Source organism: Pseudosporangium ferrugineum (assembly GCF_003002065.1).
GTDB lineage: Bacteria > Actinomycetota > Actinomycetes > Mycobacteriales > Micromonosporaceae > Actinoplanes > Actinoplanes ferrugineus_A.
This window is the reverse complement of the sequence record NZ_PVZG01000002.1, coordinates 235,945-261,389: the sequence shown is the minus strand read 5'-3', so window position 1 is coordinate 261,389 and position 25,445 is coordinate 235,945. Positions and strand designations below refer to the sequence as shown.

General features: G+C 74.1%; 18 protein-coding genes and 1 pseudogene. 10 read left to right on the top strand and 9 right to left on the bottom strand.

What is annotated here, in order from left to right; genetic code table 11:
- Positions 1 to 4: 4 nt before the first annotated feature.
- The 4 genes from CLV70_RS05410 to CLV70_RS05395 are packed head-to-tail and all read right to left on the bottom strand — an operon-like array spanning position 5 to position 4,363.
- Entirely contained in the window at positions 5 to 1,414 is a 1,410-nt protein-coding gene (locus CLV70_RS05410) for a hypothetical protein (RefSeq protein ID WP_146163965.1), read from the bottom strand.
- The gene (locus tag CLV70_RS05405) at positions 1,378 to 2,403 is read right to left on the bottom strand and encodes an NAD-dependent epimerase/dehydratase family protein (RefSeq protein WP_106125246.1); all 1,026 of its coding nucleotides are present in this window, start codon (positions 2,401 to 2,403) and stop codon (positions 1,378 to 1,380) included. The genes CLV70_RS05410 and CLV70_RS05405 overlap by 37 nt, the downstream gene beginning before the upstream one ends.
- An 8-nt stretch (positions 2,404 to 2,411) precedes the next feature.
- Positions 2,412 to 3,197 carry a glycosyltransferase family 2 protein gene (locus tag CLV70_RS05400; RefSeq protein ID WP_106125245.1) on the bottom strand — a complete coding sequence of 262 codons (786 nt, stop codon included), beginning with the start codon at positions 3,195 to 3,197 and terminating at the stop codon, positions 2,412 to 2,414.
- Entirely contained in the window at positions 3,194 to 4,363 is a 1,170-nt protein-coding gene (locus CLV70_RS05395) for a nucleotide sugar dehydrogenase (RefSeq protein WP_245908038.1), read from the bottom strand. The genes CLV70_RS05400 and CLV70_RS05395 overlap by 4 nt, the downstream gene beginning before the upstream one ends.
- A gap of 517 nt (positions 4,364 to 4,880) precedes the next feature.
- On the opposite strand from CLV70_RS05395, the gene CLV70_RS05385 reads away from it, so the two are divergent.
- Complete coding sequence (locus tag CLV70_RS05385; RefSeq protein WP_106125242.1) at positions 4,881 to 5,531, top strand: acyltransferase; 651 nt, start codon at positions 4,881 to 4,883, stop codon at positions 5,529 to 5,531.
- Here the strand turns inward: CLV70_RS05385 and CLV70_RS05380 are convergent.
- From CLV70_RS05380 to CLV70_RS05370, 3 genes are all read right to left on the bottom strand, one after another.
- A complete protein-coding gene (locus CLV70_RS05380) occupies positions 5,516 to 7,885 on the bottom strand; it encodes an ATP-binding cassette domain-containing protein (protein ID WP_106125241.1) in 2,370 nt (789 codons plus the stop codon). The two genes, CLV70_RS05385 and CLV70_RS05380, sit on opposite strands and share 16 nt — an antisense overlap.
- 64 nt (positions 7,886 to 7,949) lie before the next feature.
- The gene (locus CLV70_RS05375) at positions 7,950 to 8,306 is read right to left on the bottom strand and encodes a VOC family protein (RefSeq protein ID WP_106125599.1); all 357 of its coding nucleotides are present in this window, start codon (positions 8,304 to 8,306) and stop codon (positions 7,950 to 7,952) included.
- A 115-nt stretch (positions 8,307 to 8,421) separates the two neighbouring features.
- On the bottom strand, positions 8,422 to 12,426 hold the full coding sequence (locus CLV70_RS05370) for a discoidin domain-containing protein (protein WP_106125240.1): 4,005 nt from the start codon (positions 12,424 to 12,426) through the stop codon (positions 8,422 to 8,424).
- Positions 12,427 to 12,580: 154 nt separating this feature from the next.
- Between CLV70_RS05370 and CLV70_RS05365 the strand changes: the two genes are divergently transcribed.
- The 7 genes from CLV70_RS05365 to CLV70_RS40310 all read left to right on the top strand — a co-directional run bounded on the left by CLV70_RS05365 (position 12,581) and on the right by CLV70_RS40310 (position 19,909).
- The gene (locus CLV70_RS05365; protein WP_106125239.1) at positions 12,581 to 13,018 is read left to right on the top strand and encodes a MarR family winged helix-turn-helix transcriptional regulator; all 438 of its coding nucleotides are present in this window, start codon (positions 12,581 to 12,583) and stop codon (positions 13,016 to 13,018) included.
- 59 nt (positions 13,019 to 13,077) lie between these two features.
- Complete coding sequence (locus tag CLV70_RS05360) at positions 13,078 to 13,971, top strand: NmrA/HSCARG family protein (protein ID WP_211303641.1); 894 nt, start codon at positions 13,078 to 13,080, stop codon at positions 13,969 to 13,971.
- Between the two features lie 127 nt (positions 13,972 to 14,098).
- A complete protein-coding gene (locus CLV70_RS05355) occupies positions 14,099 to 14,893 on the top strand; it encodes a universal stress protein (protein WP_158277710.1) in 795 nt (264 codons plus the stop codon).
- 163 nt (positions 14,894 to 15,056) lie between these two features.
- The gene (locus CLV70_RS05350; protein ID WP_106125236.1) at positions 15,057 to 16,157 is read left to right on the top strand and encodes a hypothetical protein; all 1,101 of its coding nucleotides are present in this window, start codon (positions 15,057 to 15,059) and stop codon (positions 16,155 to 16,157) included.
- Positions 16,158 to 16,196: 39 nt separating this feature from the next.
- Entirely contained in the window at positions 16,197 to 17,414 is a 1,218-nt protein-coding gene (locus tag CLV70_RS05345; protein ID WP_158277709.1) for a tetratricopeptide repeat protein, read from the top strand.
- 62 nt (positions 17,415 to 17,476) lie between these two features.
- Positions 17,477 to 18,061, top strand: a complete 585-nt coding sequence (locus CLV70_RS05340; protein WP_106125234.1) for a hypothetical protein — start codon at positions 17,477 to 17,479, stop codon at positions 18,059 to 18,061.
- Positions 18,062 to 18,274: 213 nt separating this feature from the next.
- Positions 18,275 to 19,909, top strand: coding sequence for a serine/threonine-protein kinase (locus CLV70_RS40310; protein ID WP_106125233.1), 1,635 nt, complete (start codon positions 18,275 to 18,277; stop codon positions 19,907 to 19,909).
- 19 nt (positions 19,910 to 19,928) lie between these two features.
- On the opposite strand, the gene CLV70_RS05330 is transcribed toward CLV70_RS40310, so the two are convergent.
- Positions 19,929 to 20,513 (bottom strand): helix-turn-helix domain-containing protein, encoded by a 585-nt coding sequence (locus CLV70_RS05330; RefSeq protein WP_106125232.1) that lies wholly within the window; start codon positions 20,511 to 20,513, stop codon positions 19,929 to 19,931.
- A gap of 96 nt (positions 20,514 to 20,609) precedes the next feature.
- Here CLV70_RS05330 and CLV70_RS05325 point away from each other — a divergent pair, with 96 nt between their 5' ends.
- Positions 20,610 to 21,212, top strand: coding sequence for an SAM-dependent methyltransferase (locus CLV70_RS05325; protein ID WP_106125231.1), 603 nt, complete (start codon positions 20,610 to 20,612; stop codon positions 21,210 to 21,212).
- Positions 21,213 to 21,247: 35 nt separating this feature from the next.
- A complete protein-coding gene (locus CLV70_RS05320) occupies positions 21,248 to 23,560 on the top strand; it encodes an AsmA family protein (protein WP_146163964.1) in 2,313 nt (770 codons plus the stop codon).
- Positions 23,561 to 23,570: 10 nt separating this feature from the next.
- Here the strand turns inward: CLV70_RS05320 and CLV70_RS05315 are convergent.
- Positions 23,571 to 25,416: pseudogene (locus tag CLV70_RS05315) on the bottom strand (ABC transporter ATP-binding protein).
- Between the last annotated feature and the right edge of the window lie 29 nt (positions 25,417 to 25,445).

Genomic DNA, 25,445 nt, shown 5'->3' with positions numbered 1-25,445 from the left:
GGCGTCATAGGTCGGGGCAGCGCACCGGCACCGTCCACGCCGGAACGCGCAGGGGCGCGATCACCAGTTCGGTGCCCGTGCCGTCGGTGGCACAGGCCACTCCGGCGCGGTCCACCTCGGCGCTCCAGCGGGGCCCGTACGCCCGCGGGTTGTCGACGCGGAGGTTGACCAGGGCCACGACGGCCAGCAGCCCGGCCAGCAGGTGCAGCGGGGCGACCTGGGCCCGGCGGGCGACCGTCTCGCCGGGCGGCGCGGGCTGGGCCAGGGCGACCAGCGCGGTCACCACCAGCATGGCGGGAGCGACCGTGTAGCGGGGGGCGGCCACGCCGGACAGGGTCACCGGGAGCGCGTACAGCACGGCGCTGTGCAGGGCGGCCGTGCCGGCGAGGACCCACGCCGGGCGGGTCCGGCCGCGCAGGGCCGCCGCCAGGACGCCGAGGACCACGAGCCAGGCCAGGCCGGCGAGCAGGAGCCAGGAGGCGTCGACACCCTGACCGAGCCAGCGCTGGCCGACCAGCGGGGCGGGCACCGCGCGCAGCAGGTAGCCGGTGGCGGCGGGCACCGGATCCGGGGCGAGCGCCCGGGAACTGGAGCCGCCGAGCAGCCCCGCGGCCTGCACGGCCAGGCCGGCCGCGAGCGCCCCGGCCAGCGCGAGGCCGAGCCGGTCGCGGCGCCCGTCCCCGGCCCGCCGCACGGCACGGAACAGGGCCAGCGGCACGAACGCCGCCACCAGGATGTCGCTCGTGGCCACCAGCAGCACCGTCGCCACCGCCACGACCCGGCCGGCGCGCCCGCGGGGGCTCCACAGCAGCACCCAGAACAGGGCGTAGAGGCCGTACCAGTGGAAGTTGGCGACCGAGTTCAGCACCTCATCCTGCGCCACCGGCACCACCACCAGGCCGGCGGAGACCAGGACGCGGGAAAGCCGGGAGCGCAGGTGGGCGGCGCTGGCGACGTACACCAGCAGCGCCAGCAGGCCGGTGCACAGCGCCGCCGAGACGGCCAGGACGGCCGAGGCGGCGCTGAGCGGCAGCGCGGACGCCAGCGCGGCGAGCAGCCGCGGCACGGCGTGGAAATAGCCGGCGTACGAGTTCAGCAGCGCCGCGAACGGGCCCTCCCGCAGGGCGTCGGCGAGGAAGACGCTGCCGTCCTCGGCCCACACCGTGTCGAGGGCGCCGGCGCCGGGCTGGCGCAGCAGTCCCACCGCCGCGGCGACCGCGACGGCGAGCACCGCCAGGGCGACCGCCCGGCCGCTCACCCGCCCCGGCGGCGGCGCCACGAACAGCGCACGGGCCACCTCCCCGGGGCGTGCCGCGTGCGGGCGCCCGGGCGCTCCCGAGGGTGCGGGCCCGCCGGTCAGCACGGGGGAACCGGCGGTCAGAGCCGGCCCTCGGCGACCGCCTGGGTCACCCACGGGATCACCTCGTCGAGCATCTCGTCGAGGGTGGTGGTCGCCTCGAAGCCGAGCACCTCCCGCGACTTGGTGACGTCCGGGACGCGCTTCTGGACGTCGTGCTCGAACGGGTCGTCGGACACCAGCCGCAGCGGCACGTCCGGGCCCTTGATCTTCCGCCAGATCACCCCGGCCAGCTCGCGGACGGTGGTCGACTCGGCGGTGGAGATGTTGAAGTCCTCGTTGCGGGCGCGCTCGTGCTCCATCGCCGTCGCGATGCCGCGGGCCAGGTCGCCGCCGTACGTGTAGTGGCGCACCTGCTCGCCGTCGCCCAGGATGTGCAGCGGGTCCTGGCCCTTGAGCACCTTCTGCACGAGGTCCGGCACGACGTGCGACATGGCGAGCTTGACGTTGCCGGAGAGCACCTCCGCCTCGCCCAGCGCGCGGCCCTCGCCGACGCCGACGCAGTTGAACGGCCGCACGATCGTGTACGGCAGCTTGTACTGGTCCCAAGCGGCGTGCGCGTAGTACTCCACCGCGAGCTTCTGGAAGCCGTACGACGACAGCGGCGGCGGGATCCGGCGCTCGTCGCCCTCCTTCGACGGCCAGTGGCCGGTGGACTCGAACACCATCGACGACGACAGGTACGTGACCTTGCGCAGGCTGCCCTCGCGGTGCGCGCGGATGGCCGCGTCGCAGGAGGCCGCCATGATCCGCTCGTTGGTGGCGAGCAGGTCGTAGGCGTACGCGTGGAAGTAGGAGATCCCGCCGATCATGGCCGCGCCGGCGATGAAGTGGTCGCAGTCGGACAGCAGCCCGCTGAGCAGGTCCACGTCCCGCGCGTCGCCCTCGACGAAGTGGTAGCGCGGATCGTCGTCGTACGAGTGGGACACCGGCCCGTACTTGGAGAAGTTGTCGACGCCCACCACCTCGTGCCCGCGAGACAGCAGTTCCTCCACGACGTAGCCGCCGATGAACCCGGCGGAGCCGGTGATCAGAACCTTGGACACGAATTCTCCTAGCTGGTGGTTTCGAGCGCGACGGACGGGACGGGTTGCTCGGCCGCCTCGACGCGCACCCGGCGCGCGGCGAGTTGCTCCATGGTGAGCCGGCGGCCGAAGGCGAAGCGGTACCAGCGCAGGTAGCTGGGCAGGAACCGGCCGAGGTCGAAGTGCGACTCGCCGAGCTGGCGGTCGAGCCAGATGGTGGGCAGCTCGGCCACCGGCATCCGGGCCCGGGCGGCCTTGGCGGTCAGCTCCAGCCCGATCTCGAAGCCGGCCCGCGACTCGATGCCCACCTGGCGGACGAAGTCGGTGTGGTACGCCTTGAAGCTGTTCGTGGCGTCGCGGGTGCCGACCCGGGTGAAGTGGTACAGGCTGAGCCCGGCCCACCGCGACATCAGCCGCTTCAGGCGCGGGCCGCCGACCTGCTGGCCGCCGGGCATGTAGCGGGAGGCGGCGGCGACCACCACACCCCGCTCCACCAGCCGGGCGAGGCCGTCGATCTGGCGCGGGTCGTCGCAGCCGTCGGCCATGGTGACCACGGTGACCGGCGCCAGCGCCGCGTCGATGCCGAAGCGGATGGCGTTGGCCGGTCCCCGGCCGTACGTGTTGAGCACCGGGCGCACCCGCGGGTCGGCCATGGCGAGCTTCTGCGCGTACGGGACCGTGGTGTCGTCCGGGGTGTCGTGCACGAGCAGGATCTCGGCCGGCAGCAGCACGTCCCGCAGGATCCGCTCCATGCACGGCATGATCGCGTCGCCCTCGTTGTAGACGGGGATGACGACCGAGACCCGGGGCCTCATACGAGCACCCCGCGCCGCGTCAGCCCCCACATGTCGATGAGCGGCAGGTCGGTGTCGAGGCCGGCGTAGTCGGCGTGCGGAGCGGCGATGACCAGCACGTCGGCGCGGGCCAGCACCTCCTCGAGCGGCACGAACCGGTCGTCGGCGATGTACGGGTCGGTGCACAGCACGGACTTCGCCTTGAGGGTCAGGATCTTGCGCAGCTTGTACGCCAGGCTCTCGCGCGGGTCGTCGCTGCCGGCCTTGAACGCCATGCCCAGCACGCCGACGGTCAGGTCGCTCAGGTCGAAGCGGTCCTCCATCTTCGACACGAGGTAGAGCGGCAGGCCCTCGTTGATGAGCATCGCGGCGTGGCCGAGCACGAAGTTGTTCTTGTTGAACGCCGCGAGCTGCATGGTGTCCTTCAGCAGGCACGGCCCGGCGGCGAAGCCCGGCATCGGCACGTCGGCGGCGCGCGGGTAGTCGTAGGTGATGGCGTGCCGGATCCGGCTGTAGTCGAGACCGAAATCGTTGGCCATCATCCAGAACTGGTTGGCGGTCGCGAACTTGATGTACCGCCACGTATTCGTGAACAACTTGGCCAGTTCGGCCTCTTCGGGCGAGACCGCGACGATCTGGTCGGTCAGGTTGCGGAAGAATTTCTCCGCCCGCAGGCTCACCTCGGGGCTGCGAGCGGCCACGATCTGTGGAAGCTCGAACAATTCGGTCAGCGCCCGGCCCTCGGCGATGCGCTCGGGGCAGAACGCGACGTCGACCTCGATGCCGCGATTGCGCAGCATCTTCTCGGTGAGCGCGGTGACCCCGGGATAGACCGTGCTGCGCAGGATGACGAGCTGGCCCGGCACGAGGTGCTCGGCGCAGCGTTCCAGGGCCCGCGGCACCACGCCGAGGTCCGGGTTCAGGTGTTCGTCGACCGGGGTGCCCACGACCACGACCAGGTGCTCGGCGGCGGCCACCGAGGCGGGGTCGGTCGTGGCGACCAGCTTCCCCGCCGCGACGACCTCGGCGAGCAGGCCGGCGGCCCCGTCCTCGTCGAACGGCATCCGCGCGGCGTTCACAGTGGACACCGCGGCGTCGTTGATGTCGTACAGCGTGACCGTCTGGCCCCGCGACGCGAGTGCGATGCCGAGCGGCAGTCCCACCCGCCCGCAGCCACCGACGATCACGACGTCTCGTGTGAATTGGCGTGTCCCCACGGGCGTTCCCCCCAACCGACGGACCGGCCTCGTTCCGGACCCGGAACGGCTACATGCTACGGAGCACGGTGACCCCGGCAGTTGCATTTGTCGAGTACCGAACAGGGGGTCGAAACGAGGGGACGGGGGAGCTATGGCCGGTCCGGCGCAAGCGCTACCGGTTCAGCCGATGCGAGCATCACCGCGAACCGGAACTTGGTGCCCTGATTGACGTTCCGGGCCCGCACGAGGGCCGTCAGGTCGACCATTAACGCGCCAATCACGCCAATTCCGGCATGCCTCGCGGAGACAATCCCGGGCGCCTCGATCGCCCCGATCACTGGCCTTTGACGCATTGCTGCGGACCAATCCGACAATATGCCGCCACGCGGGTGCCCGGCCGCCCGGCCGCGATCCGGCGCCTTTCCGCCGATACCGCCGCGCCGCGCGCCACCACTACGCTGGCCCGGTCCGCAGGCACCCCGCCACGCCCGCCGGGAGGATCCAGATGACCGAGGCCGAGACGACCGGAGCACAGGACCGGGACGGCGTGACCGTCGCGCCCACCGCCGACGTCGACCCGCGGGCCGGCATCGGCGCGGGCACCCGGATCTGGCACCTGGCCCAGATCCGCGAGGACGCCACCCTCGGCCGCGACTGCAACGTCGGCCGCGGGGCGTACGTCGGCCCCGGCGTCGTCATCGGCGACAACGTCAAGCTGCAGAACCACGCGCTGGTCTACGAGCCGGCCCGGCTCGCCGACGGCGTCTTCATCGGCCCCGCCGCGGTGCTGACCAACGACGAGTACCCGCGCGCGGTCACCCCCGAGGGCCGGCCCAAGTCGGCCGGCGACTGGACCGCCGTCGGGGTGACCGTCGGCGAGGGCGCGGCCGTCGGCGCGCGCGCCGTGTGCGTCGCCCCGGTCACCGTGGGGCGGTGGGCGCTGGTCGCCGCCGGCGCGGTCGTCACCCAGGACGTACCCGACTTCGCGCTGGTCGTGGGCGTGCCCGCGCGGCGGGTGGGCTGGGTCGGGCGGGCCGGGCGGCCGCTGGTCGCCAAGGGCGACGGCGTCTGGGTGTGCCCCCTCACCGGCGCCGGGTACGCCGAGACCGGCGGCCGCCTCGTGGAGCACACCCCCGGCGGTCAGGAACCCACGTAGGCGGCCAGGTGCTCGCCGGTCAGCGTGGAACGCGCGGCGATCAGGTCGGCCGGGGTGCCCTCGAAGACCACCCGGCCGCCGTCGTGACCGGCGCCCGGCCCGAGGTCGATGATCCAGTCTGCGTGCGCCATGACCGCCTGGTGGTGCTCGATGACGATGACCGACTTGCCGGCGTCGACGAGCCGGTCGAGCAGGCCCAGCAGCTGCTCCACATCGGCGAGGTGCAGGCCGCTGGTCGGCTCGTCGAGCACGTACACGCCGCCCTTCTCGCCCATGTGGGTGGCCAGCTTGAGCCGCTGCCGCTCGCCGCCGGACAGGGTGGTGAGCGGCTGGCCCAGAGTGAGGTAGCCCAGCCCGACGTCGGCGAGCCGGTCCAGGATCGCGTGGGCCGCCGGGGTGCGCGCCTCGCCCGCCCCGAAGAACTCCTCGGCCTCGGCCACCGGCATCGCCAGCACCTCGCTGATGTCGCGACCGCCGAGGCGGTACTCCAGCACCGAGGCCTGGAACCGCTTGCCCTCGCACTCCTCGCAGGTGGTCGCCACGCCGGCCATCATGGCCAGATCGGTGTAGATGACGCCGGCGCCGTTGCAGGTGGGGCAGGCGCCCTCGGAGTTGGCGCTGAACAGCGCCGGCTTGACGCCGTTGGCCTTCGCGAACGCCTTGCGGACCGGCTCCAGCAGCCCCGTGTACGTGGCCGGGTTGCTGCGCCGGGAGCCGCGGATGGCGGTCTGGTCGACGGACACCACGCCCTCGCGCCCGGCCACCGAGCCGTGGATCAGCGAGCTCTTGCCGGACCCGGCGACCCCGGTGACCACGACCAGCACCCCCAGCGGGATGTCCACGTCGACGTCGCGCAGGTTGTGGGTGGCGGCGCCGCGGATCTCCAGGGCACCGGCCGGCTCGCGCACCGAGGGCTTCAGGGACGCGCGGTCGTCCAGGTGCCGGCCGGTGAGCGTGGTGCCGGCCCGCAGCCCGGCCACGGTGCCCTCGAAGACCACCTCCCCGCCGGCCGTCCCGGCGCCGGGGCCGAGGTCGACCACGTGGTCGGCGATCACGATCGTCTCCGGCTTGTGCTCCACGACCAGCACGGTGTTGCCCTTGTCCCGCAGCTGGAGCAGCAGGCGGTTCATCCGCTCGATGTCGTGCGGGTGCAGGCCGATGGTCGGCTCGTCGAACACGTACGTGACGTCGGTGAGCGACGAGCCGAGGTGCCGGATCATCTTGGTGCGCTGCGCCTCTCCCCCGGACAGCGTGCCCGAGGGCCGGTCGAGGGAGAGGTAGCCCAGCCCGATCTCGGCGAACGAGTCGAGCAGGTGCCGCAGCCCGGCGAGCAACGGGGCGACCGACGGCTCCTCGAGGTCGCGGATCCAGGTGGCCAGGTCACTGATCTGCATCGCGCAGAGCTCGGCGATGTTCTTCCCGTTGATCCGCGACGAGCGGGCCTCCTTGCTGAGGCGGGTGCCGTCGCACTCGGGGCACACCGAGAACGTCACCACCCGCTCGACGAAGGCGCGGATGTGCGGCTGGAGCGCGGCCACGTCCTTGGCCAGGAAGGACTTCTGGATCTGCGGGATCAGCCCGGAGTAGGTCAGGTTGATCCCGTCCACCTTGATCTTGGTGGGTTCGCGGTACAGCAGGTCGTCGAGCTCCCGCTTGGTGAACCGGCGGATGGGCTTGTCCGGGTCGAAGTAGCCGCAGCCGCGGAAGATGCGCCCGTACCAGCCCTCCATGCTGTAGCCGGGGATCGTGATCGCGCCCTCGTTGAGCGACTTGCTGTCGTCGTACAGCTCGGTGAGGTCGATGTCGGAGACCCGGCCCATGCCCTCGCAGCGCGGGCACATGCCGCCGGTGATGCTGAAGGCGCGGCGCTCCTTGACCGTACGGCCGGCCTTCTCGGTGGTCACCGCGCCGGCGCCGCTGATCGAGGCGACGTTGAACGAGAACGCCTGGGGCGAGCCGATGTGCGGCTTGCCGAGCCGGCTGAACAGGATGCGCAGCATCGCGTTGGCGTCGGTGGCGGTGCCGACGGTGGAGCGGGGGTTGGCGCCCATCCGCTCCTGGTCCACGATGATCGCCGTGGTGAGCCCGTCGAGCAGGTCCACCTCGGGCCGCGCCAGCGTCGGCATGAAGCCCTGCAGGAAGGCGCTGTAGGTCTCGTTGATCAACCGCTGCGACTCCGCGGCGATCGTGCCGAACACCAGCGAGCTCTTGCCCGAGCCGGAGACCCCGGTGAACACCGTCAGCCGGCGCTTCGGGATCTCGACGGTGACGTCCTTGAGGTTGTTCTCGCGCGCGCCGTGCACCCGGATCAGATCATGGCTGTCCGCCGCGTGCGTCCCCGTGGCCTTGCTCATCGTGTCTCCTGACTAGGTCCTGGCTGCTCGGAGCAGTATGGCCGGTTCCGGGGCCCGGAGGGGCTCACCGGTCCTGGAGCAGGCCCAGGACGTTGCCGTCGGGGTCGGTGAAGGTGGCCACCAGGCGTCCGCCGCCGACGTCGTGCGCCGCCTCGGTGACGGTGGCGCCCGCCGCGGTCACCTCGGCCAGCCGCGCCTCGATGTCCGGTACGTGCCAGTACGCCACCGGCGACGTCATCCCCTGCGGGCCGCCGCCGGGCACCAGCCCGATGTGCTGACCGGCGACCTCGTACCCGACGTAGTAGGGCTCGTCGGTCTGCGGGGGCGTGCCGAGCAGGGCGGTGTAGACCTCCTTGGCCTTCGTGAGGTCGGAGACGGGGTGCAGCACCGTCTTGACGCCCTGGGTGGAAGAGCTGCTCATGATGACTCCTTCGAGGTCGCGCGGGCCGGACCGGTCGATCCGGCCGCCGGCATCCACGCTAGGGCCGGCCGGGCACCGCGCGCTTCTCGAATCCTGATCGGTTCCCGCGCGCGGGTCAGGAGTTGTAGGGTTCCGCGGTCACCCGCAGCCCCCGGGGCCGGCCGAGCCGCCGCGGCCAGGAGGCCACCACCCGCCGGGTCTCCCCCGGCAGCAGCCAGAGGTAGTTGTCGTCGTAGGCCGCCGGCAGGACCCGGTCACCGCGGCCGTCGCGCACGGCGACGCGCACCATCGCGGCCACCACGGCGCCCCGGTTGCTGATCGTCGCGGTCACGGCCTCGGAGCCCGGCACCCGGGCCGGGGCGGTCGTGACGGTCACCCGGGCCTTCGGCAGGGCGGACAGCGCACGCATGTCCCCCGGCTCCGCGTAGCGCCAGTACGTGTTCTCCGAGAGCAGCCTTCCCTTCGCGTCGCGCAGCTCCAGGCGTACCAGATGAAGGTCCTTGCGAGGGGTGACGGTGAACGCGGCGGTGGTGGACGAGGGCGCCACCGACAGCTGTTGCCGCTGCGCCGGGCCGAGGCGGCGGCCGGTGAGGTCGTAGGCCTGCGCGGTGACGGTGACGCCGGTCAGCGCCGCGGGGGTGTGGTTGACCGCCCGGACCCGCCAGGTGCCCGGGTCCGCCTGCACGTGCCGCGGCTCGCAGCTCTTGCGGGAGCCGTAGTAGGCGCCGTTCACGTCCAGGTCGTAGTCGTACGTCTGCCACACCGTGCTGTACCAGGACGGATGCGACATCCACAGCAGCAGGCCGGCGGCGTTGCGCCACAGGCTCGCGTTCCACGCCTCGAACATCGCGCGGTGGTTCTCGTAGTTCACGAACTGGGCCCGCGCGGTGAACTCCTCGAGCGACGCGGCGGCACCCAGCCGCTCCTCGATGGCCTGCTGGTAGTAGTCGACGTGCTGGTTACCGTGCACCGCCCAGTCGTGGTAGCCCCACACCTGCGAGATCGGCCAGGCCTGCTCCGCGCCGGCGAGGTTGCGCATCGTCTCGGCGTGCGGCACCACCGGCATGCCGATCTCGGTGTGGAAGCCCAGCACGCCGGCCTTGTAGATCGCCGGGTCGGCGTACGTCTCCGGCGGGACGTAGTGCCACGGCCCGGAGCCGCTGACGATGCCCGCGTTCGACGACGGCACGTAGATGATCTCGGGGTTCTCGGCGGCGACCGCCCGGCGCAGGCCGGCGTCGATCGCGGCCGGCGGGAACTGCTCGTTGGCCCCGCACCAGACCACGATGCTGGGGTGGTGCCGGTAGCGGCGGATCGTGTCGGCGACGATCTCGTCGTAGACGGCCGACTCCTGGAGGAACGCCCCGGCCTCCCAGAAGTCGTTCCAGACCAGCAGGCCGTACTCGTCGCAGGCGGCGTAGAACTCCTCGCGGTTGCTGCTGCCGAGCCAGTTGCGGATCATCGTGAAGTTCATGTCGCGGTGCATCGCGACGGTCTCCCGGGTGCGGTGCGGCTCGGTGCGGCGCAGCAGCTCGTCCCAGCCCCAGTTGCCGCCGCGGGCGAAGACCGGCACGCCGTTGACGCTGATCCTCAGCTCGGTGGCGGCGTTGCTGACCGCCTTCACCTCGCGCCAGTCCCGGCCGTCCGGCGAGACCAGGACGACGAACTCCCGCGCGTACGCCTGTTCCCACACGAGCTCGAGCTCGTCGAAGGTGACCGGCCCGCCCAGGTCCACCTGGATCCACTGGTCGTCGCGCGCCTCGGAGGCCCAGCGCGTGCGCGGGTCGCCGTCCACCGCGTTGCCGGGCGGGTAGCCGTTCTCGCTGGAGGAGGCGGTCGCCGTGCGGCCGCGCGCCAGGTCGGTGCCGGGCTCGGCCCCGCGGCGTACGGACAGCGCCCACAGCGAGATGCCCCAGTCGGTGACCCGCTTGCCGCCCTGGAGGCGTACGTAGCGCGCGGTCTGCTCGGGCAGCTCGACCTTCTGCGGGCCGGTGTTCCCCATCGGCGTCTCGTTGCTCACCACCTTGACGTCGGTCCACGCGTCCCCGTCGCCGGCGACCTGGACCCGGAAGTCCAGCGCGTACGCCGACTCCCAGACGAGCGTGACCCGGTCGAAGTCGCGGGCCTCGCCCAGGTCCACCTGGATCCACTCGCCGTCACGGTACGCCGACGACCAGCGGGTGCCCGGATCGCCGTCGGTCACGGCCGCCGCGGTGGTCCCGTCGGCCTCGCTCAGGGCGGACGCGGTCGCGCCCCGGGCCAGGTCGGCGCCGTCCGGGCCGTCCGCCACCGACAGCGTCCACAGCGAGATGCCCCAGCCGGTGGCGCGGGCCCCGGCCTGGATCCGCACGTGGCGCCGGTGCTGCCGGGGGAAGGTCACGGTCTGCTCGGCCCGCCCGTCGTGGAAGGACAGCGGCGGGACGGCCGGCGGGGAGACGACCACGGGCTGGAAGGACTCGTACGCGAACTCGCGGATGCCGAACCGCGTCGTCCGCACGTCGCTGACCCGGCGCCCGGCCACCGCGGTGACCGTGAGGTCGTGCAGGTGCGACTCGCCGTACCCGTTGGGCCACCAGAGCCGGGGATTCCTCAGCCGCAGCGCGCGATGCCGGCCGGGCGTGAACACGACCTTGCTGGTCGCCCCGGCGGGCACGGTCACGGTCTCCTCGACGGTGGTGCCGCACAACGCCGCGCGCACGGTGACCTCGGTGGCGCTGCTCGCCGCGTTGCGCACCGGGACGGTGACGGTCAGCTCGGCGGTGCCCGCGCCCGCGCCGGGCAGCTTCGTGGCGACGTAGGCGTCCCCGATCACGATCGCGCCGGTGCTGCGGAGCCGGACGTGGTTCCAGATGCCGGCCGCCCGGTCCCGGACCGCGGGCATCCAGTCCCAGCCGGAGGCCGCCAGGTAGGTCGGCGAGTCCAGGAACAGCGAGCCGCCCTGCAGGAACGTCCAGCTCTCCAGCGTCTTGTCGCCCGGGGTGCCGGGGTGCGGCATCGGCGTGACCCGCACCGCGACGGCGTGCTCGGCGCGGCCCCGGATCGCCTCGGTGATGTCGAACGCGGCGCGGGCGAAGGGGTGCGTGACGGTGCCCACGGCGGTGCCGTCGACCCACGCCTCGGCGCGGTGGTTGACGCCGTCGAACTCCAGCCAGACGTGCCGGCCCGGGCCCGCGTCGAAGCCGCGCGGCAGGGTGAAGGCGCGCCGGTACCACCACGCGTGGCGGGACAGGGCCTCCGGCACCCGCAGGTTCTCGAGGCCGCCGACCGGGTCGGGCAGGTGGCCGCGCTCCACCAGGGTGGCGAGGACCGTCCCGGGAACGGTCGCGGGCAGCCAGTCCCGCACGTCGCGGCGGCCGGTGGAGAGGGCGGCGCCGTCGGCCGTACCGGCGAAGTCGTCGAGCGTGAGCGCCCAGCCGGACTCCAGCGGGACGGTGCCGTCCGGCGCGGTCCGCAGGGCGGGGGCCGGGCGCGTGTTGCCGCCGGCCCAGTCGGTCCAGCCGGTGGCGGCGGGGCGCGGGGCGAGCGGGCGGCCGTACACCTGGAAGCCGTTGAGCCCGACCGGGTTGCTGGTCGAGCGCCGGGTGGCGGTGAGACGCACGTGCCGCGCCCGGACCGGCGCCGGGAAGTCCACGGCCTGAACCCCTCCCCCGCCGTCGGCGGTCTCGTGCGCGACGGTCCAGGCGGTGCCGTCGGCCGACACCTCGATCCGGTACGCGACAGCCGCGCTGGACAGGACCTCATCGCCCTCGGTGGCGTTCCAGTCCCCGTCGAACGGTCCGTCGTCGAGGGTGGCCTCGAAGGTCAGCGTGACGGAGCTGAGCTCGCACGGCCCCTGCAGGTCGACCGCGATCCACTGCGGGTCGCCGGGCAGGGCCCGCCAGCCGGAGCCCTGGACACCGACCCGGGCGAGGCCGTCGACCGCGAACGTGGGCGGGGTGGGTGCGTAGGCCGTCGAGCTGGCGGTGACCGGACGGAACAGGGCCAGGTCGGTGCCGGCCGCGGGCGGCGGCGCGGCCCCGGCGGCTTCGGGAAGAAGCGACTGTACGCCGAACGAGGCGAGCAGTCCGCCGCCGGCGGCGGTGAGCAGGGCGCGCCGGGAGACGGGCGGCGTGTCGGGCATGGGAACCTCCGGGGAGCAGGTGACAACGTTGTCAATACGACTTGAATTAAGTCGTGTATGTCAAGAGCGGATTTCGTCCGCGGCGGCGCGACGGTGGCGTGGCCCGCCGGCCCGCACGAGTAGGCTGATCGCTCGTCACGAGGAGGAGGCCGGCGTGGACTATGGCGACAAGCTCTTCTGGCTCTCGGTGGTGATCCAGCGCAAGTACGCGCAGATCTGCGCCGGGTTCGACCTGACCCCCTCGCAGGCCACGCTGATCTGCGCGGTCAGGAACCAGCCGCGGCAGATGGCCGACCTCGCCGCCTCGCTGGGCATGACCAAGAACGCCCTGAGCCAGCTGGTCGACCGCACCGCCCGGCTCGAACTGGTCAGCCGGACCGGCTCGGCACAGGACCGGCGGATAGTCATGCTCAGCGCGACGCCCACGGGCAAGGCGCTCGGCGAGGCCGTCTACGCCGAGATCACCAGGCGCCTGCCCGAGATCGCGAGCAGCCTTGATACCGACGACCAGCGCGACCTCGCGCGCGTGGCCACCACCATCGTGGACACCTCGGACCTCGCTCCGCCCGCCGCGCACCAGCCCGCGCCTTGACGAAGTTCATGCCATGAACTACTTTCGTTCACGGCATGAACTAGTGAGGGGTGGCAACGGTGAGCACACCGACAACAACCGGCACGATCGCGGTCTTCGGCGCGACGGGGCAACAGGGCGGGGCGGTGGTCGACGCGCTGCTGGATCACGGGGCGCGGGTGCGGGCCCTGGTCCGCGACCCGCGGTCCGGCCGGGCCCGGGCGCTGGCCGCCCGCGGCGTCGAACTGGCGGCCGTCCGGGCCGACGATCCGGCGTCGCTGGCCGGCGCGCTGACGGCGGTCGAGGCGTTCCACTTCATGACCCCGGAGGCGAACAGCCTCGAAGAGGTCGAGGCGGAGGTCCGCATCGGCACCGCGCTCGTCGACGCGGCGGTCGAGGCGGGCGTCCCGCACGTCGTGTTCAACTCGGTCTTCGGCGCGGACCGGGAGTCGGGGGTGCCGCACCACGACTCGAAGCACCGGATCGAGGAGCACCTGAGGAAGTCCGGCCTGAGGGCCACGATGGTGCGCGCGACCGCCTTCATGGAGAACTTCACGAGCGTGATGGCACCGAGCCTGGAGGACGGGGAGATCGTGCTGAGGCTGCCGCTGCCGGAGGACGTCGCCCTGAAGATGATCTCGATCAGGGACATCGGCCGGGTCGCCGCCGCGCTCCTGCTCGGCACCGCCGAGGCGCCCGGCGGCGCCGTCGAGCTCGTCGGCGACGAGCTGACGGGCCCCCGGATCGCCGCGGCGTTCGGCGCGCGCGCCGGGCTCCCGGCACGGTACGAGGCCCTCCCGTTGAGCGTGCTTCCCACCGACCTCGACCGGGCGATGTTCCGGCAGTTCGCGGAGGCGGCGGAGGAGCCTTCGGACCTCGCGGCGGTGCGGTCGATCGAGCCGGCGACGCTGGACCTGGCCGGATGGATCCGGGCCACCGGCTGGACCGCGCCCGCACCCGTGGCCGGCTCCTGAGCCTCCGGCCGCCGGCCCGGGTGGAATGTGCACGGCGCGCAAGCGGCCTTGCCTCCGGTGCGGCGCGGGACGAGGCTGGTCCGGGACCCCCGTACGTCGGGCCCTCCTGGCTTGCGAGGAGGCGGCCATGATCAGGACGCGGATAGCGGTCGGCGTGGACGGTTCGGCCGGCGCGACCGCGGCGGTGCGCTGGGCGGCGGTCGAGGCCCGCCGGCGCGAGGCGGAGCTGCGGGTGCTGGCGGCGTACCACCGGGACCGGCCCGGCCCCCGCGCGGCGCCGGCACCCGGGACGGAGGCCGTGCTGCACGCCGCGGTCACCCTCGCCCGGTCGGAGGCGCCCGGCGTCGAGGTCCGCTGCCTGGCGCTGCCGGGCTACGCGGTGCCGGTGCTGCTGCACGCCGCCGAGACGGCCGATCTGCTGGTCGTCGGCGCGCGCCCCGCCGGCCGGCTGCCGGGGCTGCCGTCCGGATCGGTCGGCGCCCAGGTCGCCACCCACGCGAAGCGCTCGGTGGCCGTCGTGCGCGGGCACGCCGCCGCGGACGGCCCGGTGCTGGCCGGCGCGGACGACGGGCCCGACGCCGGCACGGTGGTCGGCCGGGCCTTCGAGGAGGCGGCGCTGCGGGACGCCCCGCTGGTGGCGATCACCGCGCGGGCCGGCGGCGGCGCGGACCCGGCCGGGCCGCCCCTCGGCGGCGACCCGGACGCGCTGCTCGACCCCTGGCGGGAGAAGTACCCGGGCGTCACCGCGCACCGCGAGATCGTCACCGGCCGCCCCGACGTGGTGCTCACCGAGCGCACCGCGAACGCCCAGCTCGTCGTCGTGGGCCCGCGGCGCCACGGCTTCGAGGGGGTGCTGCTCGGCGCGGCCGGCAGCCGGCTGCTGCGCCACGCCGCCTGCCCCGTGCTGATCGCCCGCCCGTGACCGGGGCCGGCCGGCGCAGCCCCCCGTAACCCCGCCGCGCAGGCCGCCCCCTGGGGTGCCGCCACGATCCATCGCAACGCGGTGGGGGCCGCCGCGGGTCGAGTCCAAACGAATCCGTACGCCGCCCGCATCGATTGATATCGTGGCGCCTCGGGGAGGTGGCATGACGACTGCCGACGGGGCGTCCGGGCCGCCCGATCCGGGAGCCGTCCGCAGCCTGGACGAGCTCGTCGGCTGCCTGCGCGCGCTCAAGCTCTGGGCCGGGAATCCCTCGTACGACGCCGTCACGCGCCGGGTGAACGAGCACCGGCGGGCCGCCAGGCGCCCGGACGCGGAGCTCGCGCGCCGGGGCACGGTGGTCGACTGCTTCAAGACCGGCCGGCGGCGGATCAACAGCGACCTGATGCTCGCCGTCGTACGGGCCCTGCACGACGACACCGGCTACCTGGCCCACTGGCAGCAGGCGCTGCGCGTCACCCTCGCCGAGACCGCGGCCGCCGGCCAGGTGCGGGTGCTCGACCGGCTGCCGGACGACGTGCCGTCCTTCACCGGACGGCGGGACGAGACCGCCCGGCTGACCCGGGCGGCCGGCGCCGCGGCGGGACCGCTGGTGTGCGTGCTCTCCGGGATGGCCGGCGTCGGCAAGTCCCAGCTGGCGGTCCACGCCGGTCACCTGCTCGCCGCCGGCGGCGGCTCCGGCACGACCCTCTTCGTCAACCTGCGCGGCTTCCACCCGGACCCGGGGCAGCCGCCGACCGAGCCGGGCGCGGTGCTCGACGGCTTCCTGCGCCTGCTCGGGGTGTCCGGCCACGACATCCCGCACGGCCTGCCGGCCCGGTCGGCCCTCTTCCGCGAGCTGCTGGCCGGTCGGCGGGCGCTCGTCGTGCTCGACAACGCGGCGGACGAGGATCAGGTGCGCCCGCTGCTCCCCGGCGGCCCGGAGACGCTGACGCTGATCACCTCCCGGCGCCGGCTCGACGGGCTGGAGGGGGTTCTCCGTCTCGACGTCGAGCCGTTCGGGCCGGACGAGGCCGAGGGGCTGCTGAGGCGGTCGGTGCCCGGGATCGCGGTCGGCGACGACGGGTCCGCGTACGCGAGGATCGCCGCCCGGTGCGGTCACCTCCCGCTGGCCCTGAGCGTCGTCGCCGGTCAGATGGGCGCCCGGCCCGGCTGGACGGTGACCGACCACGCCGACCGGCTCGACGAACGGCACCGTCACCGCCGGCTGGACAGCGGCGTGGAGGTCGCGCTGCACCTGTCCTAGCAGCACCTTCCCGCCCGGCGGCAGATGCTGCTGCGCCGCATGGCCGCCCACCCCGGCCCCGACCTCGACGACCATGCCGCCGCCGCGCTGCTCGGCACCGACCGCGACACCGCCGTCGCCGACCTGCGCCACCTCACCGGCGAGCACCTGGTCCAGCAGCCGGTCAGCGGGCGCTACGTGCTGCACGACCTGGTGCGGGCGTACACCGCCGACCGCGCCCGCGAGGAGGACCGCCCCGCCGAACGCCGGGAGTCGCTGAGCCGCCTCTTCGACCATTACGTCCACGGCGCGGCTGCCGCCATGGACGCGCTCTACCCGGCCGAGCGGCACCGCAGGCCGGTCCTGCCGCCCCGGCCGCCCGGCGGGCCCGCGCTCGACGACCCGAAGACCGCCCTGCTCTGGCTCGACGGGGAACGCGCCGGCCTGGTGGCGGTCTGCCTGCACGCCGCCCGCGAGGGCTGGCCGGAGCACGCCGTACGGCTCGCCGGGATCCTGTACGCGTACCTGGACAACGGCGGTCACCCGGCCGACGCCTTCACGGTGCACACCGAGGCGCAGCACGCCGCCCGGCTGCTCGGCGACGGCCTCGCCGAGGCCACCGCGCTGGCCCACCTGGGCGTGGTGTGCTGGCAACTGGGCCGCCACCCGGAAGCGATCGGGCACCTGTCCCGGGCGCTGGCGTTCTTCCGGGAGCTCGGTGACGGGCCGGGCGAGGCGCGTACCCTCGGGAACCTGGGTGTGGTGCACAGCGCCGCCGGCCAGCGTGAGCTCTCCGCGACCTACCAGGAGCAGGCACTCGACCGTTTCGTCCGGCTGGGCGACCGGCTCGGCGAGGCCAACACCCTGACCAACCTGGGCAGCATGCACGTGCGGATGGGCCTGCCCGCCCCGGCCGCCGGCTACAACCTGCGGGCTCTCGCCGTCTTCCGCGAGCTGGAGCACCGTGGCGGGGAGGCCACCGCGCTGAACAACCTGGGCGACGCCACCACCCTGCTCGGCGGCTACGCCGAGGCGGCCGGCCACTACGAGCGGGCCCTCACGATCTTCCTCGAGCTCGGCGAGCGGTACGGCCAGACCTGTGTCCTCAACGGGCTCGGTGCCGCGCTGGCGGGACAGGGCCGCACCGGCGAGGCGATCGCCCGGCACCGGGAGGCGCTGGCGCTGGCCACGGAGATCGACCGGCCGGAGGAGCAGGACCGCGCCCGGACCGCGCTGGCCCGCCTCACCGGCCGCGACGGTGACCTCACAGCTTCCTGACTTTGCCCCGGCAGGCTGTCGGTCGGCACGGGGCGGTCCCGCGCCCGGGAGGGGATGAGTTCATGCGGGTGGGACACGGGGCGATCGTGGCGATGATCGCGCTGGCTTCCGTGGCGGGGTGCGGCTCCGGCGAACCGGCCGGGGACAGGGGCACGGCGAAGGTGGCGACGGTGGCCGGCGACGCGGGCACCCCGTCCGCCTCCGCCTCGGCGCGGACGCCGGAGCGGCCCCGGGAGCGGCTGGACACGACCCCCGCGGAGTTCGAGGCGATGCTCCGGCCGTACGAGAAGTGCATGGCGGAGCACGGGGCCCGCAAGCCCGCCGGCAAGCCGGCCAAGGGCGACGTCCCCCGGATGCATGTGGTCACCCCCGCGGAGCAGAAGAGGGAGGACGACGCGAACCGCGTCTGCGAGCCGCGGTTCTATCCGCTGCCGCCGTGGGAGCGCGACCCGGCGAACCCGGAGGCCCGGGACTTCGCGGTCGCCGTCGTCAGATGCCTCAAGGCCAAGGGTGTCGAGTATGTGACAGTGGGCGACGGAGGGCTCGGCGCGGCCCTCGGCGGCGACGACAACGACGCACGGTCGATCCGGCTCGGCCTCCAGTACATGCCGGAATGCGAACGCGAGGTCGCGAAAAAGACGAAATAGGCAGCCGATGGCCATCACTCTCCGTGATGGCCATCCCGCGTCCGGGCGACCCTCTTCACGGGTGTTTCGCCACGCCGCAGGTCGGGTACGATGAGCGGCATTCACGGGCCGCGATCCGGCCGGTGACCAGCAACGACGGCCCCGCCACCGGACAGCAGCACGGTGCGTGACGGCCAGGCGCCGCCAGTACCGACGGCCGGAAGGAGTCACGGGGTGGAATCGCTCGCGGGGCGTTACCGGCTGGAAGAGGCCGTGGGGCGGGGCGGCAGCGCGGTCGTGCACCGCGGCTACGACCGCACCCTGAAGCGCCGGATCGCCGTCAAGCTGTTCTCGCCGTACCGGCCGGACGGCAACGGACCCGCCGTCGACGTGCTGCGGGAGGCCCGCGCCGCCGCCCGCCTCAGCCACCCCAACATCGCCCGCGTGTACGACTACGGCGAGGCGATCGACGGCGACGAGCGCGTCCCGTACCTGATCCTGGAATTCCTCGAGGGTGACACCCTCGCCGACGAGCTGGCCCGCACCGGAGCCTTGGACTGGCGCCGCGCCGCCGCGGTCTGCGCGGACACCGCCGCCGCCCTGGCCGCCGCGCACGAACGCGACCTGGTCCACCGCGACGTCAAGCCCCGCAACGTCATGCTCACCCCCGCCGGGGTGAAGGTGCTCGACTTCGGCATCGCCGCGGCGGCCGGCCAGAGCAGCTTCGACACCCACGGCCAGCTCTGGGGCACCCCCGCCAACCTCGCGCCGGAACAGCTGCGCGGCGAGCCGACCTACCCGGCGGCGGACGTCTACGCCCTCGGCCTGATGCTCTTCGAATGCCTCACCGGCACCCGCGCCTGGCCGGGCAGCACGGTCGGTGAGATCCTCGCGGCCCGCCACGAGGGCCGCACCGCCCGCCTCCCGCGCATCCCCGGCCTCCCCCGCGAGATCAACCGCCTCTACGAGGCCTGCGTCGCCGACGACCAGGCCCGCCGCCCGACGGCCGCGGCCGCCGCCGAGATCCTCCGCCGCGCCGCGGGCTCGGTGCGCTCCCCGATCCCCGCCGCGACCTCCGCGCGCCGCGCCACCACCACCCGGTCCCGGCGCCGCGGTGCCGCCTCGACACACCCCGCTCCCACGGCAGCCGCCGCCGCGGCGCACCCTGCCTCGACGGTCGCTGCGGCGACCCGCCCTGTCGCTCCCACCGCCGCGACCCGGCCGGTGCTTCCGCGGCGGGCCGCCCTCACCGCGGCCATCGCCGGCGCGGCCCAACCGGCCCGCCCCCGCCGCGCGACCCTGGCGGCGTCCATCGCCGCCGCCCACCTGGCGCACCCCCGGCACCGCGCCGCCGTCACGGCCTCGCTGGCGGTCGTCCTGGCGGTCGTCAGCGTCCTCGGCCTCCAACTCGCCAACGGCGGCGCCACCCCGGGCGGCCGCCCCGCGGACGCCGCCGTCGACGGCGCGGGCGGCGCCGGAGCGGTGACCCCGATGCCGCGGCCCAGCACCGCGTCGCCGACCACGACGGCCCCGATCCGCGACATCCCGGTCGACGACGTGGAGCGCCAGACCCGCACCAGAACAGCCACGACGAACCCGGTCTACCAGGCCCCGCCCCCGGCGAACCCGACGACCCGGCCGACGACCCGCCCGACGACGACCCCGCCGGCCGCGCCCTCGTCGTCGCCGCCCCGCACGCCGAGCCAGCCGCCCCCGACCTCGTCGGAGCCGAAGCCGTCGGACCCGCCGGTGACCACCACCCCGCCGACGGAGACCACGTCTCCCCCCACGAACCCGGACCCGGACCCGACGACGCCGGAGTCGGCGGCCACAGAGGAGAACATCGTCCTGGCCGGCCTCGACAACTGACCGCCCCGCGGGCCGGCGGTCAGCCGGGTGGGGCGGCCCGGAGGTGGGCTCGTTCGCCCTGCCTGCCGATCAGGCTGAGGAACTCCACCGGCCCGGCGCTCGTGGCGCCGAACCAGTGCGGCGTGCGCGTGTCGAATTCCGCCGCCTCGCCCGCCTGGAGGATCAGGTTGTGCTCGCCGAGGACGAGACGCAGCGTGCCGTTGAGGACGTAGACCCAGTCGTAGCCCTCGTGGGTGCGCAGCTCCGGCTCCCGGTCGTCCGCGCCCGCCGGGAGGACGAACTTGTACGCCTGGATGCCGCCCGGGCGGCGGGTCAGCGGCAGGACCGTGGAGCCGTCGCCGGTCGCGACCGGGCGGAGGTTGATCCGGGGGTCTCCGGTCGGCGGCGCGTCGACCAGGTCGTCGATGGTGACCCCGTACGCGCGGGCCAGCGGCAGGAGCTGTTCCAGGGTCGGCCGGCGCAGCCCCGCCTCCAGCCTCGACAGGGTGCTGATCGAGATCCCCGTCTCCGCCGCCAGGGCGGTGAGCGTGATGTCGCGGCGCAGGCGCAGGTGCTTCAGCCTCGGGCCGACCGCGTCGAGGGTCCGGGCCCAGTCCTTCTCCATGCCGCCACTTTGCCATTCGGCAAGAAGCTTTGCTCATCCGACCGGCGCGGCGGACAGTCAGGGGGAACCGCACGTGACGACGAAGGGGCAGGTCGGATGGAGCACGGCTTCGACGCGACGTACTGGACGCAGCACTGGAGTCAGGCGTCCGGTGACGGGCACGGCAGCCACCCGGCGCAGGCGCATCTCGCCCGGGAGGTCGACGGCCTGACGCCCGGGACGGCCCTCGACGCGGGGTGCGGGGCCGGCGCCGAGGCGATCTGGCTCGCCGAGCGGGGCTGGCGGGTCGTCGCCGCCGACATCGCCGCCGCGCCGCTGGCCCGCGGGGCGGAGCGGGCCGCGCGCGCCGGGCTCGGCGACCGCGTGGAGTGGGTCGAGGCGGATCTGACCGTGTGGGAGCCGGCCGCCGAGTTCGACCTCGTCACCACGCACTACGCGCATCCCGCGATGCCACAGCTCGCCTTCTACGAGCGGATCGCGCGGTGGGTGGCGCCCGGCGGCACGTTGCTCATCGTCGGGCACCTGCACAGCCCGGGGCACGGGCACCACCCGGCCGAGGCCTCGGTCACGGTCGCGGACATCGTGGCCGGGCTCGACCGTACGCGGTGGAAGGTCGTCACCGCCGAGGAGCGGCTCAACGACGTCGGCCACGCGGAGCCCCTGCGCGACGCCGTGGTCCGCGCCGTCCGCGTCGGCTGAGGCCCCGGGACCGGTAGGGGCGCTACCGTGACGGGATGAGGGGCAGGGTGCCGTACCGCGAGTTGCTGAGGGCCTGCCGGTCGGGCGGCACAGTGGACGGCGGCGGGCGCCGGGGCGTCGACGCGGACGCGATCCGGCGCTGCTGCACGGCGGACGCCGCCCGGGTCGATCCGCGCGGGCTGCACCTGCGCCACCTGCGCGTGCGGGGCACGCTGGACCTGGCCGGCACGGAGATCGGCTTCCCGGTGCGCTTCCACGGGTGCACCTTCGACGCCGCGCCGGTGCTGGAGAACGCGCGGCTGCCGGCGCTCACCATCACGGACTCCCCCGCGCTGCCCGGGCTGCTCGCCAACGGCGTACAGATCCGCGGTGATCTGGATCTGTCCCGGTCCGCGGTCAGCGGCGCCCACCGGACCAGCGCGAGCACGTCGAAGCGGTCCGCGATCTGGTTGTGCGAGTCGCAGATCGGCGGACGGCTGCTGTGCGTCGACACGACGATCGTGGCCGGCGGCGAGCGGGCGATCCAGGCGGACCGGATGCGGGTCGGCGGAACCGTACGCCTGCTGCGCGGCTTCACCGCCACCGCCGAGGTACGCATGATCGGCGCGCGGATCGACGGCACGCTGGACCTGACCGGGGCGACGCTGGGCGGTCCCGGCGGGCTCGCGCTCGACCTGGGCGAGGTGGAGGTGGGCGGCAGCCTCTTCCTGATCCCGGAGCCGGTCACCGGCCGCCCGCCCGCGATCACCGGCCGCATCGACCTCGGCAACGGCCGGATCGGCGGGCAGATGCTGGTGCGCGACGCGATCGTCACGGCGCTCTCGCCCGTGCCGGTGGCCGGGCCGTACGGTCCGAACCGGACCGTCGGCACGGCCGTGAACGCGCCCCGGCTGAGCGTCGGCGGCGACCTCGCCCTCCAGGGCGCCTGCCGGTTCGAGGGCGGCGTCGACCTGGCCCTGAGCGACCTCGGCAGCCTCACCGTGGAGGGGTCGTGCCGGTTCGACGCCCCGGACCGCCGGGCGCTGGACCTGACGAACGCCGAGCTGCGGTCGAACCTCACCATGTCGCCCGGCGTCACCGTGCGGGGCGAGCTGCGGTTCACCGGCATGCGCGTGCACGGAAACCTGTCCCTGCGCGGCGTGCGGCTCAGCCGGCCGCGCGGCGGGTCCCTGGTCTCCGGCTCGGGCGCGGCGATCGACGGCGATCTGCGCCTGGAGCAGATGTCGGCCACCGGCGGGTACGTGCGCTTCCGCAACGCCGTGATCAAGGGTGCCGTCGACGCCGGCGGCGCGGTCCTGGACAACCCCGGCGGCCCTTCGCTCTCGCTGCACCAGTGCCTGATCGGTGGTTCCGTACGCCTCGTCGACGGCTTCCGGTCCACCGGGTACGTGCTGCTCAACAGGTCCACGGTGGACGGCCGGCTGGATTGCCGGGGCGGCGTGTTCCACTGTCCGGGGCCGAGCATGCGCAACCCGGCCGGGCACGCGATCGAGGCGATCTCGGCCACCGTCCGCGGCGGCCTCTACCTCGGGTGGGCGGAGGTGTCGCCGAGCGTCGACCTCACCAACGTCAGCACGCCGATCCTCGCCGACGACCCGGACCACTGGCCGCAGCGCTTCGTCGTCTCCGGCCTCACCTACGACCGGTTCGAGCATCCCGGCGGCACCGGCACCCCGATCGACTGGGACAGCGCCAAGCGGGGCAGGTGGCTGCTCGGGCAGGCCGCGTACGACTCCGGCCCGTACGAGCAGCTCGCCGCGGTGTTCCGCCGGCACGGCTACACCGCCGACGCCGAGGAGATCCTGATCGACCAGCGGCACGCCGCCCGTCGTGCCGTCCCGGCCCGCACCCGCCCGCTGCGCTACGTCCTCGACCTCGCGTACGGGCTGACGGTCGGGTACGGCTTCCGCCCCAGCCGGGTGCTCTGGCTGCTGATGGCGCTGCTCATCGCGGTCACCGTGTCGCTGCACCAGTCCGTCGCCCGGGACACGATGCGCGCCACCGACGAGCGCGGCAACGTCTACGCCGCCGACGGGCGGCTCGTCACGGTCGACGCCGCCCCGGTTCCGGCCCCGCAGCCCACCGCCGAGCCGGTGAGCGAAAGTGCGCGGCACCCCCGCGCCGACGCCTGCGGCGAGGGCCAGGTGCGCTGCTTCAGCCCGGCCCTGTACGCGATCGACACGGTGGTGCCGCTGATCTCGCTCGGCCAGCGGTCCACCTGGTACGCCAACGCGCGCACCCCGCACGGCGGCGCGGTCGAGTGGTGGCTGCACATCGCGACGCTCGCCGGCTGGCTCCTCTCCACGATCTTCCTGCTGTCGCTGGCCCGCCCGAGCCGCAGCGGCTGAGCGGACCCGGTCAGGCCGGTACGGGCTCGTCGAACTGGGTGCGGTAGAGCTCGGCGTACCGGCCGCCGCGGGCCAGCAGGTCGGGGTGCCGGCCGCGCTCCACCACCCGGCCGTCCTCCAGCACCAGGATCTGGTCGGCCGCGCGGATCGTCGACAGCCGGTGCGCGATCACCACGCTGGTCCGGCCGCTCAGCGCCTCGCCGAGGGCCGCCTGCACCGCCGCCTCGGACGTCGAGTCGAGGTGCGCGGTCGCCTCGTCGAGGATCACCACCCGGGGCCGGGCCAGCAGCAGCCGGGCGATGGTGAGCCGCTGGCGCTCGCCGCCGGAGAGCCGGTAGCCGCGCTCGCCGACGACCGTGCCCAGCCCGTCGGGCAGCGACTCGACCAGCGCGTCGAGGCGGGCCCGGCGCAGCACGTCCCACAATTCGTCCTCGGTGGCGTCCCGGGCGGGCGAAGAGCAGGTTGGCGCGGATCGTGTCGTGCAGCAGGTGCCCGTCCTGGGTCACCACCCCGAGGGCGCCGCGGATCGAGTCGGCGGTCAGCTCCCGGACGTCGCGGCCGGACAGGCGTACGGCGCCCTCCTCCACGTCGTAGAGACGCGGCAGCAGCTGCGCGATCGTGGACTTGCCGGCCCCGGACGAGCCGACGAGCGCCACCATCTGGCCCGGCTCGGCCCGGAACGAGACGCCGTGCAGCACCTCCTCGCCGCCGCGGGTGTCGAGCTTCGCGACGTCCTCCAGCGAGGCCAGCGACACCCTGTCGGCCGCCGGGTAGCCGAAGCGGACGTCGTCGAACTCGACCGCCACCGGACCGTCGGGCAGCGGCCGGGCGTCCGGCCGGTCCTGGATCATCGGCTCCAGGTCGAGGATCTCGAAGACCCGTTCGAAGCTCACCAGCGCGCTCATGATCTCGACGCGGGCGCTGGCCAGCGAGGTCAGGGGCGCGTACAGGCGGGACAGCAGCAGCGCCAGGGCGACGACCGCGCCGGCGTCGAGCTGCCCCCGGATGGCGTAGACGCCGCCCAGGCCGTACACCAGGGCCAGGGCGAGGGAACCGACCACCGTGAGCGCGGTGATGAAGACCCATTGCAGCATCGCCGTGCGCACGCCGATGTCCCGCACCCGCCAGGCGCGGGCGGCGAACTCCGCGGACTCCTCCGCCGGCCGCCCGTAGAGCTTGACGAGGGTGGCGCCGGGCGCCGAGAACTTCTCCGTCATCCGGGTGCTCATCGCCGCGTTGTGCTCGGCCGCCTCGCGTTCGAGCCGGGCGAGGCGGCGGCCCATCCGCCGGGCCGGCAGCACGAAGATCGGCAACAGCAGCAGGGCGAGCAGCGTGATCTGCCACGAGTAGGTCAGCATGACGGCCAGCGTGAGCAGCAGCGTCACCGTGTTGCCGACCACGCCGGAGAGCGTGTTGCTGAACGCCTGCTGCGCCCCGATGACGTCGTTGTTGAGCCGGGAGACCAGGGCGCCGGTCCGGGTACGCGTGAAGAACGCGACCGGCATCCGCTGCACGTGGTCGAAGACGGCGGTCCGCAGGTCGACGATGAGGCCCTCGCCGATCCGGGCCGACTGGTACCGGGTGAGCAGCCCGAGGCCCGCCTCCGCCAGCGCGATCACCGCGATCCCGGCGGCGAGGCGCACCACGGGCCCCGTGTCGGTGCCGGACACGATCGCGTCGACCACCCGCCCCGCCAGCACCGGCGCGGCGACGGTCAACAGGGCGGCGACCACGCTGCCGACGAGGAACCAGCCGAGCAGCCGGCGGTGCGGCCGGGCGAACCCGGCGATCCGCTTCAGCGTCGCGCGGGAGAAGGGTCGCTGGTCGCGTTGATGCATCGCGTGGTGCAGGGACATCCAGGCCGTGACTTCCATGCTCATACGGC